Annotated in this window: 10 protein-coding genes; 4 read left to right on the top strand and 6 right to left on the bottom strand. The window is 35.3% G+C overall.

Annotation, left to right across the window (positions count from 1 at the left end; translation table 11 throughout):
• The 4 genes from G508_RS19985 (at window position 1) to G508_RS0104110 (ending at window position 5,636) form a co-directional block, all read left to right on the top strand.
• Window positions 1-156, top strand: coding sequence for a hypothetical protein (locus G508_RS19985; RefSeq protein ID WP_157485869.1), 156 nt, complete (start codon window positions 1-3; stop codon window positions 154-156).
• Between the two features lie 7 nt (window positions 157-163).
• Window positions 164-697, top strand: coding sequence for a DUF4136 domain-containing protein (locus tag G508_RS0104120; protein WP_026704134.1), 534 nt, complete (start codon window positions 164-166; stop codon window positions 695-697).
• Between the two features lie 154 nt (window positions 698-851).
• On the top strand, window positions 852-3,635 hold the full coding sequence (locus G508_RS18545; protein WP_051197441.1) for an AsmA family protein: 2,784 nt from the start codon (window positions 852-854) through the stop codon (window positions 3,633-3,635).
• Window positions 3,636-3,875: 240 nt separating this feature from the next.
• A complete protein-coding gene (locus tag G508_RS0104110) occupies window positions 3,876-5,636 on the top strand; it encodes an aromatic amino acid hydroxylase (RefSeq protein WP_026704133.1) in 1,761 nt (586 codons plus the stop codon).
• Window positions 5,637-5,710: 74 nt separating this feature from the next.
• On the opposite strand, the gene G508_RS0104105 is transcribed toward G508_RS0104110, so the two are convergent.
• From G508_RS0104105 to G508_RS0104080, 6 genes are all read right to left on the bottom strand, one after another.
• Window positions 5,711-6,325 (bottom strand): DUF4230 domain-containing protein, encoded by a 615-nt coding sequence (locus G508_RS0104105; RefSeq protein WP_035694071.1) that lies wholly within the window; start codon window positions 6,323-6,325, stop codon window positions 5,711-5,713.
• 54 nt (window positions 6,326-6,379) lie between these two features.
• Entirely contained in the window at window positions 6,380-7,027 is a 648-nt protein-coding gene (locus G508_RS0104100; RefSeq protein ID WP_026704131.1) for a response regulator, read from the bottom strand.
• Between the two features lie 16 nt (window positions 7,028-7,043).
• Entirely contained in the window at window positions 7,044-8,969 is a 1,926-nt protein-coding gene (locus tag G508_RS0104095; protein ID WP_026704130.1) for a tetratricopeptide repeat-containing sensor histidine kinase, read from the bottom strand.
• Between the two features lie 88 nt (window positions 8,970-9,057).
• Entirely contained in the window at window positions 9,058-9,330 is a 273-nt protein-coding gene (locus tag G508_RS0104090) for a hypothetical protein (protein WP_026704129.1), read from the bottom strand.
• A gap of 107 nt (window positions 9,331-9,437) precedes the next feature.
• Entirely contained in the window at window positions 9,438-11,282 is a 1,845-nt protein-coding gene (locus G508_RS0104085) for an outer membrane protein assembly factor BamB family protein (protein ID WP_035694068.1), read from the bottom strand.
• Between the two features lie 80 nt (window positions 11,283-11,362).
• Entirely contained in the window at window positions 11,363-11,899 is a 537-nt protein-coding gene (locus tag G508_RS0104080; RefSeq protein WP_026704127.1) for a DUF6252 family protein, read from the bottom strand.
• Window positions 11,900-11,922: the final 23 nt, after the last annotated feature.

Raw genomic sequence — 11,922 nt, 5'->3', positions numbered from 1 at the left:
ATGAAAAAGAAAAGCAGTATTTACCTATTGGCGTTTGGTTGTATCCTACTACCAATAGGCATACTACTCGATAATCGTTTTCTATTATACAGTTCGATCATCTTCAACATAATTGCAATCGTTTTGAGCTTTAAAGAGAAAAATGAACATAAATAAATTTGCTATGAAAACAATACAATTTTTACCCCTATTCATGCTTTTAATCCTAGGTTCTTGTTCCTCAGTTAGAGTGGCAAATGATTTTGATAAGAATGTAGATTTTACGCAGTATAAAACATTCGCTTTCTATAAAAATGGAATTGACAAAGTTGAAATTTCTGATCTGGACAAAAAAAGAATTCTTCGTGCCATTGAAGAACAAATGGTTGCCAAAGGATTTACAAAAAGTGAAAATCCAGATCTATTAGTAAATATTTTCACCAAATCAAGAGAACAAGTAGATGTAAACACTTTCAATGCTGGCTGGGGTTACGGCTGGGGATGGGGTTGGAATCCTTGGATGTATGGAGGCCAAACTTCTGTATCTCGCTCTACAGAAGGAACTTTGTTTATCGATTTGATTGATGCCAAGAAAAAAGAAATGGTTTGGCAAGGTGAAGGTGATGGCAATTTGACCAAAAACACTGAAAAAAAAGAAGAACGAATCAAGGAATTTGTGACCAAGATTTTAGAACAATATCCTCCGAAGAAGAAGTAAACAGTGTTCAGTGTTCATCCCGAAGTTTCGGGAGCAGTATTCAGTGTCTGAAAAATATATAACCGTAGCAGAAATGTTGCGGTTTTTTTTATTTCTAAATGTTAAAATTTCATCTCTTTAATTGTAACTTTGGCGTCCAAAAACAAAAACAAAAGTGGAACAGAAAAAGAAATCTTTACTTCGAAAGATATTAAAAATCAGCGGCATTACATTTGGAACCATCCTCGCGCTTCTATTTATTTTACCGATTATATTTGCTGATACGATTACAGAAAAAATCAAAGTTTTAGCAAATGAAAACTTGGATGGCGAATTGAATTTTCAAGATTCAGAACTTTCATTTTTCAAACATTTTCCCTCATTGACCTTAACCTTGAATGATTTTAATTTGAATGGTTCGCACCCTTTTAAAAATCAATCGCTGGTTTCGGCTAAAGAAATCGGTTTGGGAATTGATGTTCCGAGTTTGCTTTTCGGAAGCCAGATGAATATTGATGAAATTTATATCGATAATGCCAAAATTAATGTTCAAATCAATAAAAAAGGGGAAGCTAATTATAATGTTTATAAATCCGATAGCAAGGATACCGTTTCAAATTCCGAAAGTGCTTCATTAAAATTAGAACGCATTCAAATTGAAAACACTTCATTGATTTATAATGATTTGGCTTCCAAAATAAAAATAAAAGCCACAGGATTTAACTATATAGGGAAAGGTGATTTGGAAAAATCCAATTTTGATTTGGCAACCAAAGCCGAAATTGCAAACCTAGACTTCGCTTTCGATAAAGAAGAATATCTCACCAATAAAAAAGTTTCAGCCAAGCTTTTAACCAAAATCAATACCAACTCACTTTCTTTTGTTTTTCAGAAAAATGACCTTGTCATCAACAAACTTCCAGTAGAATTCAAAGGAAGTTTTGATTTTTTAAAAAATGGTTATGCTTTAGATTTTAATGTAAAAACCGAAAACAGCAACCTCCACGATTTGTTTACGGCACTACCGCCAAAGTTCATCACTTGGTTAAGCAAAACCCAAATTAAAGGTAAAACGGATGCATATTTTACCTTAAAAGGAAAATATATTGCTTCCGAAAACCTGAAACCGAATGTCACTTTTGGATTAAAAGTCCGTGAAGGTTATGTCGCTCATAATAAAACGCCCGAAGCTGCTGAAAAAATATATTTGAATTTCCAAACACAACTGCCTCAACTGGATATTACAAAACTTAAAGTAAACGTTGATTCCCTGTATTTTATGGTTGGAAAAGATTATTTCAGCGGAATTGTAAAAACCGAAGGATTTGGCGAATCTATTGCCATAAAAAGCAAAATAAAATCGGATTTGAATCTTGAAAAACTCAACAAGGCAATCGGAATTAACGATCTGGTTTTAAAAGGGAAACTCAATATTGATATTCTTGCCGATGGCGTTTACAATTCAAAAAACCATAAATTTCCTGTAACAAAAGGAAAATTTCATCTGGTGGATGGATTTATAAAAACCGAATATTATCCGAATCCGATTCAGAACATCAACATCAATGCAAATCTTGAAAACAAGACGGGCAACTTTAAAGATATTGCGTTTTTGATTCCGCAAGCTGGATTTAAGTTTGAAGGAGAACCCTTTGATGTTAAGGCTTCATTCAAAAATTTTGAAGACATTTTATATGATGTAAAAGCAAAAGGAACCATCAATGTGGCGAAAGTGTATAAAGTATTTTCACAAAAAGGATTGGACTTGGACGGATTTATCAAAGCCGATTTAAGTCTTGCCGGAAGACAAAGCGATGCCACCAACAAAAACTTTAGCAAACTGAAAAATAGCGGAACATTAGAGCTTAAAAACATTGTGACTAGAAGCGATTATTTACCTAAATCCTTCACGATAAAAAACGGTCTTTTTACGTTTAATCAGGATCAAATGAAATTTCAGAATTTCAATGGTGTGTATGGTTCGGCAAATGTTACTATGAACGGTTATGTTGAAAATGCCATCAATTTTGTTCTGGCCAAAAACCAAATCTTGAGGGGAAATTTCAGTTTTTCTTCAGATGAATTAAACATCAACGAATTAATTCCGACCGAAGTTGTAAAAACCAATGCTGATGATGAAGACGAACAACAAAAAACGGTTTCGACAGTAATTGAAATTCCAAATAATCTGGATTTGAATCTGCGTTTTAATGCTTCGAAAATTTTGTATGATGATTTGGTTGTGAAGAATTTGGCCGGAAATCTAAAGATAAGCAAAGGCTCGTTATCATTGCAAAATGGAACATTGACCATTATTGATGCTGTGGCAAAAATGGATGCTTTTTACAAAAACGAAGGTACTCAAAAAGCCAAATTCGATTATAAAATAGTAGCCAATGACTTTGATATAAAACGTGCTTATAATGAAATTAAGATGTTTAAAGAAATCGCTTCGGCTGCCGAAAATGCAGAAGGAATTGTTTCTTTGGATTATAAAATTTCGGGCGTTTTGGATAACAATATGCAACCGATTATGCCTTCCTTGAATGGTGGAGGAACACTTTCTGTAAAAAAAGTAAAAATGAAAGGCTTCAAGTTGCTGAATGCCGTTTCGAAACAAACCGAAACCGAAGAAATTAAAAATCCGGATGTTTCCAAAGTGGATATTAAAACGACCATAAAGAACAACATCATCAACATTGAACGTTTCAAGATTAAAGTAGCAGGATTCCGTCTCCGATTTGAAGGCCAGACGAGCCTCGACGGGAATTTGAACCTGAAAATGCGTTTGGGGTTGCCTCCTTTCGGGATTTTGGGAATTCCAATGAAAGTGAGTGGCACTCAAGAAAATCCGAAGGTGAAATTGGGTAGAAAATCGGAAGATTTGGAGGAAACAGAATATGATGAAAATGTTCCGGCTCCTGTGGAAGTGAAGAAGGAAAATGTTGTGGCTGAATAATCCGTATCATTTAAAACATTAAGAAATTAAGTTTCATTAAGAAATCAAAACCGTTGTAGAAATGCGACGGTTTTATTTTTACCTAAACATCAATTTCACCACCACCACCCTAGCCCAGTCCCGAAGCTTCGGGAGGAAAGCTGGAAATAGCTCCTGAAAATTTGGATGAGATTCCTCGTTCCTCGAATGGCAACAACAAAAAAAATCGTAACTTTACGACCAACTACAACGTTTGAAGTTATGACGAATTCATTTGAAAGTAACCCTTTGATTGACAGGTTACCAAAGCATTTAAAGCAGTTTATTAAACCACAGGATTATGCGGATTATACTCCGATAAATCAGGCGGTTTGGCGTTATGTGATGCGAAAAAATGTAGATTATTTGAGTAAAGTGGCCCATAATTCGTATTTGGATGGCTTGAAAAAGACAGGTTTGGAGATTGAAAATATTCCGAATATGTATGGCATGAACCGAATTTTGAAAGAAATTGGTTGGGCTGCAGTTGCTGTAGACGGGTTTATTCCGCCAAATGCTTTTATGGAATTTCAGGCGTATAATGTATTGGTGATTGCTTCGGACATTCGACAATTGGAGCATATTGAATATACTCCGGCTCCGGATATTATTCACGAAGGTGCTGGTCACGCTCCGATTATTGCGAATCCAGAATATGCAGAATATTTGCGTCGTTTTGGTGAAATTGGCTGCAAGGCGATTTCTTCTCACAAGGATTATGAAATGTATGAGGCGATTCGATTGCTTTCGATTTTGAAGGAAGCTGAAGGAACGCCACAAAACGAAATTGACGCTGCGGAAAAGGCGGTGGAAGATTTGCAGAACAATATGGGCGAAATGTCGGAGATGGCAAAAATCAGAAATCTGCATTGGTGGACGGTTGAATATGGCTTGATTGGAACAGTTGAAAACCCAAAAATATATGGTGCTGGATTATTGTCTTCGATTGGTGAAAGTGCCTGGTGCATGACGGATGAAGTGAAAAAAATTCCGTATTCGCTTGATGCTGCAGAGCAAAGTTTTGACATCACCAAACCTCAACCTCAACTTTTTGTAACGCCTGATTTTGCTTTTTTGAGTCAGGTTTTGGAAGAGTTTGCTAACACGATGGCATTGCGAAAAGGTGGTCCAAAAAGCGTTCAGAAATTGATTGACTCTAAAGCTCTGGGAACTATTGAATTGAGCACAGGATTGCAAATTTCGGGTGTTTTCACTAACGTAATTGAACATAACGGTAAATCAGTTTATGTGCAAACGGTTGGAAAAACGGCACTTTCTTACCGAAACAAGGAACTTGTGGGTCACGGAACAAATACACATTCTGAAGGTTTTGGAAGTCCGATTGGAACTTTAAAAGGTATCAATTTGACGATTGAGGATATGAGTCCGAGAGATTTGAAAGCCTATAATATTTATGAAGGCGAAACGGTGACGCTTGAATTTGAAGGTGACATTACCGTTAGTGGCGAAATCATTACAGGTTCAAGAAATCTGCAAGGCGAGATTATCTTGATTAGCTTTAGAAATTGCACCGTGAAACACGGCGAAACTGTTTTGTTCCAACCTGAATGGGGAATTTATGATATGGCGGTTGGAAAGAAAGTGGTTTCTGCATTTTCGGGTCCTGCCGATGTGAATAGTTTTGACTTGATTACTCATGTTCCGTCTAGCAAGACGATTAAGGCTAAAAAATCAGAGGAACGTTCTAATTTGGAGGAATTATATAGAGAAGTGCGAAACATCCGTGAAGGAAACAACAATAACGATTCTTTGTCAACTATTTTTCATACCGTGAAAACGCAACATCCGAAGGATTGGTTGCTATCAATAGAAATTGTAGAACTATTGAAGGATAAAAACGAGCCTGAATTGATGCAGGAAGTTTTGATTCATCTTGAAAAATTAAAAGAAAATCGCCCTGAATTGAATAAGTTAATTTCGAATGGTTTGGAATTGATTTTTGAAAATGAGAGTGTGAATTAGAAAAAAAAGTTTAACACAGATTCCACAGATTAGCACAGATTTTTGTTTGTGTAAATCTGTGGAATCTGTGTTTATTACCCTTTGATATTTGAGCTCAAATCGGTTTCTTTTTCAATGACATTGCCTTCGAATTTCAACGTCCATTCCATAGAATTTGTCAAGATTAATATCTTTGATAATTCGCTAACCAAGCGGTTTTTGGCATTTGATTTTAAAGTTGATTTTTCGATTTTCTTGGCGAGATTTGCCTTTACAGTCTTATTCACTTTGTTGTAGTCGTCTCCCGTAAATTGGTTGAATCGGCTTTGGCTGACATCATAAAATTTGATATCGGGACTGATTTTGATTTCTTCTTCGGGAATATTGGTAATGGTTATGGTTTTGTTTTTCTCGTCTATATCGTATTTTACTTGACGTAAATCATAGGAAACTGTCACATCTGCATTAACAACAATCAACGCTTTTTTCTCAAAAGACACTAAATCCATGAGGTATTTATCTTGATCTTTATAGGTGAGCACTTCGGAAAAATGACCTTCGGTAACCACTAATTTTCCAACATTGAGGATTTGTTGCTGGATAAGGTTGGAGTTATATTCAATATTGGATTTGTCTTTCTTGAAATCGCAAAATTTGAACAACAAAATCACGCCAACAATAATTGCCACTCCAATTAGAATTCTTTTCATTTTAATTTTTTTATAAAAATAAGAAAAAAAAGAAGCAATTGGGTTTTATAATTTTCAGATTAAGTTATTGCTTTTCGCTTTTTGAACCGCTTCGAGTTTGTTGTGAACCTGCAATTTCGAATAGATATTTTCAATATGTTTTCGCACCGTGCTTGGCGATAAAATTAAATTATCGGCAATGGTATTGTAATTTAATCCTTTGCTCAACTGCTCTAAAACTTCGATTTCCCTAGAGGATAATTTAATTTTTTCCTGACATTCTTTATTCTCAAAATCTTGTGGATTTCGAAGCAATTTCAGGGTTTTATAGGCAATTGATGGATGCATTGCAGCTCCACCATTCAAGGTTTCGAGAATTCCCTGATGCAAATCTTTTGGGTTGATTTCCTTTAACAGATAACCATCGGCTCCTGCCTTGATTGCATTGAAGATATTTTCATCGTTATCAAAAACGGTCAATATGAGGATTTTTATCTGAGGATACTTTATTTTAATGCAGGTTGTGGCTTCAATTCCATTCATTTCGGGCATTTCTATATCCATCAAAATGAGATCAACGTTATGATTTATTTCGAGCTTCTCAAGCAAATCTTTACCATCAACAGCGATTAATTTCACGCTTAAATCATCAAAAAAAGATAATTTTTCTTGGGCTGTTTTGATTAGGAATGAATTATCGTCGGCAATTGCTATTTTTATCATCTGCTTCATTTTTAATTTATTTAGGAACTGTCAATACTATCGTTGTTCCGCTTTGAACTTCCGATTTCAGATCGAACCTTCCTCCAATATCTTTTATTCGTTTTCGAATATTTTGAATCCCATTTCCAGGAACGATCAAGTGTTCATCAAAACCAATTCCGTTGTCTGAAATAGTAATTCTTATTTCATCGCCATGACTTTTTACATCGATCGCAATTTCAGTCGCTTTTGCATATTTTATACTGTTATTGATGGCTTCTTGAATAGATCGATAGACATTCATTCCCTTGATAGACGTGAATTTTAGCTGACTTAAGCTTTCATCAATATTAAATTTAAAGTCTATTTCCTCAGTAGCAATTTTAGCTTTTTCGATAAAATTAAAAATCCTCATTCTCAAGTCTTCAAACGAAATCTCATCATTGTTCATCGCCCAAATCGTGTCGCGAAGTTCCACGATTGTTGATTTTGTAAAATTGCTGATGCTTTGCAATTTGCTGTCGAGCTTGGTGTTTTCTAAATCAAAAACATATTTGATATTATCCACTGATGAAATAATAAAGGTTAGTTGGGCTCCGATATTATCATGTAAATCCCTTGAAATACTCAATCTTTGATCCTGCAATTTATTTTGTGTTTCTATTTTTGCAATAGCCGATTTAAGCTGAAACTCTTGTTTCTGTTGCTTATTTTTTAGTTTTTGCTGACGATAAAAAAGATAACCAAGCAAAACAGCAGAAAATACAAGAACCGATAATACGATTAGCAAGGCATTTCTATGCTTGACTTCGGCTTCCTTTTGAATTAGTAATTTTTCTTTTTTTTCGGTATTATACTTGGTTTCCAATTCAAAAATGGCCTTGGTTTTTTCCGTTTCAAAAAGGCTGTCATTTCCCGTTATATATAAATTTGAATATTTATATGCTTGCTCGAAACTTCCTAGAGCCGAATTGGCTTTAGCCAAATTTTTATTGGCATTTACTTCCAAAAAAAAAGCATTTGCCTTCTTCGAAAATTCTTTTGCCTTATTGGATATCAATATGCTTTCTTCAAATTTTTCCTGCTTAATGAGGCATTTCGCATACGCATTACAAATATTAGCCACTTCATATGAATTCAAGTACTTTTCATGTAGCTGAATTGCTTGGATATAATTTTTATTGGCTTCTTGGAATCGGTGTAAACTATCATATACTATTGCAATATTTGAAATGGGATATCCCAAGAACCGATCATAACCCATTTTTTTGTAGCCTTCTTTCGCGATTTGAGAATATCGGAGCGACTCTTCATACCTTTCAAAATCAATTAGAATTGATCCTAAATTTCCCGATGAAACTGTAATGCCAAACTCAGATTTAATTTTCACATATAAATCATTTGCTTTTTTATAATACTGAAATGCTTTTTTATATTCCTTTTGGGTTTTATAAATTATTCCAATATTGGTATAGGTCATAGCCTGTTTCTCTAAGTCTTTCTTCTTGTCATAAAAATAAAGTGCCCTAAAATATTGATGCAACGATTCCGAAAATAATCCCATCGAATCATAAGTAATTCCTAAATTATTGTAGGAGTCTGCCATTCCCAAAGAATCATTGATCTTTTTTCGATAATGCAAAGCTTTCTTATGAAAAATTAAGGCTGAATCGAGCTGACTTTTATACTGAAAAGTGTTTGCAATTGAATTGTAGGAAACGGCAATTAAAGTATCATTATTTGCTAATCGTGCTTTTTCGAGCGAAAGTTTTGCATATTTTAAAGACAAATTCAAGTCGGTGTTGCTATACTCATCTGACAACAATAAAAGTGAGTTGCATCTATTATTGACATTTCCCTTTGAAGCAGCCAATTTTAAACTGTCCATTTTTCGGACAGACAATCCCTGACCAAAAGCAAACAAATTGAAAAACAATAGTGACAAAACATAAAGTTGCTTCATATTTTTAGCGTTTTCGATCGAAAAAATAATTTAAATTTGTTAAATATATAAAACTTATACATTATAATTTAAAATATAACTCGTAAGATTATTTTTTTGAGATGATTTCTAGAAATTCGTGTTGCAATGACAGAATCTCGTTGTTTAATACCAGTTTTGATGCTTTGAAATTACCTTTAAATTCTTCGGCCAAATCGATTTTTTCTTGATTTACTTTTTGATTTCTAGATAGTTTCGAAATAACCAAATGTAGTTCTTCTATTTTTTGAAGATGAACCTCCTTCATATTCCTCATACTCAAATTCATAAAAACAATAGCCGACATCAAAGCAACTATTATCAAGATCAGTACTACAATCATCTTATTGCAATTAAAATTCACAAAAGGAGAAAGCCCTTTTCATCTCTGAAGAAACGGTCCTACACCATTTAGCCATCACGAAAAGGACTTTGCAACCACCCAAAACTCTAGTTCATCAAATCATATCCATAGATTGATTTATCGTTTGCCCTGTAATACAAAACTCCTGCAATTTCATCTACGACATATTCTGGTTTTTTGTCCTTCAGCACAATTTCTTTGTGCTTTTTACCCGAATCTTTATCAACTTTTACAAGCCCTACTCCATCATCAAGTTTGGTCAATATAAACTGTGCATTTTCGGTTGCAGCAGTCGCTTTGAAACGCTTGTTCATTTCAGCAAAAGAAGCCGAGGCAATTTGGGAAAAACTATCCTGAATGTTTTTTGCCTGTTGTCCTCGGTCGTTATACTGCCCGATAGCATTTTTGTTCATTCCCGCTTCATAAGCCGCTGAAGTTGCAACTGCCATAGAAGTTACTGCCATAGCTCCTGCAATAATGGCACCAAAAGCACTCTTCCCTGGAGATCTGTGGTATTCATGAAACTTTTTTGAACCATCAAAATTGAGCATCATTACATTTTGATCTGACGTTAGCAGAAGGCCACCATCTCTAACCTGCAAAGCAGTTGGTGTTTCTTTTTCTTCAAATTTATAATTACAAAAAGTACTAATATCGCCTGAATTCTCGTCAATTGCTAGCATTTCCTCCCCAGTACTAATCAAGTATCGCTTGTTGTTTGCATCATAGGTACTGCAAACTGATTTGGCCTTTTTGTATTTAATAGGTTTGTTCCAAATAGATTCACCTGTGGTTAGGTTTATGATGTCTGCATCGGTATCGGTTATATAGATCATCCCTTTTGGCGTCAAAGCCATTGTGTGGATATTTTCTCCCGTTTTTAACGGCTTCTTGAAAAGCGTTTTTCCATCAAAAGAAATCTTGTTGATACCGCCTTCTCTTATACCAAATAAAATTCCGTCTTCCATCACATAAAAATGCTGTACATATCCTTTGGTTTTTGGAGCCTTGTCCCATAGATCTTCACCGGTTGCAGCACTCATAAATCCAATTTTTGATTCAGCGGCAGCTGCAAAAACGCTTTTACTTCCTGTATCGGCAACATCGCTAACAACCGCTAAACCTTGCGGTAAAATTTGAAAATTACTTACTTTTCCCTTCACCTTTTGAGCTTCTTTCCAAAGAACTTGACCTGTGTTGCTGATTTTATGAATCTTGGTATCGCCACCCGGTTTTTCTTCGAAAGCATAGATTTCCTTCCCCGTTGCATCAGCCGTCATCCAAGTGATATCGTCTACTTTTGTTTCCCAAGTAATGTTTCCGCTTTTTGTATCAATGTGCATCAGGGATTTACTCGTTGGCACAATTATTCCGTCGCCAACCATCAAAGGCCGTCCTGTTACCATTGTTGCAGCACCTTTTAGCTTAAATAATTTTTCTTCTTTTCCAGAAACCAAATCGTAAATAGCCACTGCCATTGCATATTGTTCGGCAGCTTTTCTTTGTCCGCTTACCACAAGTTTGTTTTGTGGCAAGACAATATTGCAGGTATAGGTTAACTTCCAGCCATTTTCTTCGGTTGCAAACAGTTTTTTTCCGGCTACAAAATCGATAACGCTTTTCTTAGAGGTAAAAACGCCACCTTGAGCCACAATCACATAGGGAGACATCGGAATAAATTCCAGTTCCTCCTCTTTTACTTTACCATAATCGTTAAAGTCAAAATGGAGCTTGTCTTGACCTGGCTTGATTCCAGCAAAACCATCGCCATTTGCCACCACTAAGACGCCAGAATCTGTTAGTTTCATAAAATCAATTTTACCGCCAAAGTTGTAGGTAAAATTAGGAGCTTCTGCTTTTTGAGCCCTAAGTTGATGTGTACTGAAAGCGACAAGTATAACACAAACTATTTTGGTTACTATATGTTTCATTTCTTATTTTTTAAGTTTATAGGGAAAATAAACCCGACAATCTTCATCAAATTGTCGGGTTATTATATGGGTTTCACGCCTTAAAATTCCATGAAATTAACGTTGAAAGCTCCATTGGTAACTTCTTTAACGTTATTACTATCTTCCTGATTTCTAGCAGTAAAACTAAAAGACCCTTTAATATTAGTATCAGTGATTTCACTAATCGTAATTGATCCAGAAACTGCATCTGTTCCATTTGGAGCGGCCCAAGTTTGCGACTCAAATGTGGTGGTGTTTACTTCTGTGTAAGTTCCAATGGCCGAAATAGTTGCATTTTGACTGATTTCATACGTTCCTGTCTCGCCATCCACTCCATTTAGAATCAACTGAATGTTTTTTCCTCCTAAGTCTGTTCCTTGAATGGTAATACTGTAAGCTCCACCTGTCGCCACTTTAACGGCAGTAGTTCCTTGTGAAATAGAAGTAAAGTTGCTACCGCCTATTTTTGCCTTAATCGTTCCTTCGGCTGCACTTCCTCCTGTATTTCCGCCACTATCATCTCCTGAACAGGAAAAAAATGAAGTTGAAAAGGCAATTGCTAAAATTAGAGTACTGATTTTTTTTAGTGTTTTCATGATAAAATTTTGTTGGTTAAACG

This window comes from Flavobacterium soli DSM 19725 (genome assembly GCF_000422705.1).
GTDB lineage: Bacteria > Bacteroidota > Bacteroidia > Flavobacteriales > Flavobacteriaceae > Flavobacterium > Flavobacterium soli.
This window is presented reverse-complemented; position numbering and strand designations above follow the sequence as displayed.

Bases quoted from the DNA above. Each gene is read 5' to 3' on its own strand.
- G508_RS19985 (WP_157485869.1), top strand. From the start codon at position 1: ATGAAAAAGAAAAGCAGTATTTACCTATTGGCGTTTGGTTGTATCCTA.
- G508_RS0104120 (WP_026704134.1), top strand. From the start codon at position 164: ATGAAAACAATACAATTTTTACCCCTATTCATGCTTTTAATCCTAGGT.
- G508_RS0104110 (WP_026704133.1), top strand. From the start codon at position 3,876: ATGACGAATTCATTTGAAAGTAACCCTTTGATTGACAGGTTACCAAAG.
- G508_RS0104105 (WP_035694071.1), bottom strand. From the start codon at position 6,325: ATGAAAAGAATTCTAATTGGAGTGGCAATTATTGTTGGCGTGATTTTG.
- G508_RS0104100 (WP_026704131.1), bottom strand. From the start codon at position 7,027: ATGATAAAAATAGCAATTGCCGACGATAATTCATTCCTAATCAAAACA.
- G508_RS0104095 (WP_026704130.1), bottom strand. From the start codon at position 8,969: ATGAAGCAACTTTATGTTTTGTCACTATTGTTTTTCAATTTGTTTGCT.
- G508_RS0104090 (WP_026704129.1), bottom strand. From the start codon at position 9,330: ATGATTGTAGTACTGATCTTGATAATAGTTGCTTTGATGTCGGCTATT.
- G508_RS0104085 (WP_035694068.1), bottom strand. From the start codon at position 11,282: ATGAAACATATAGTAACCAAAATAGTTTGTGTTATACTTGTCGCTTTC.
- G508_RS0104080 (WP_026704127.1), bottom strand. From the start codon at position 11,899: ATGAAAACACTAAAAAAAATCAGTACTCTAATTTTAGCAATTGCCTTT.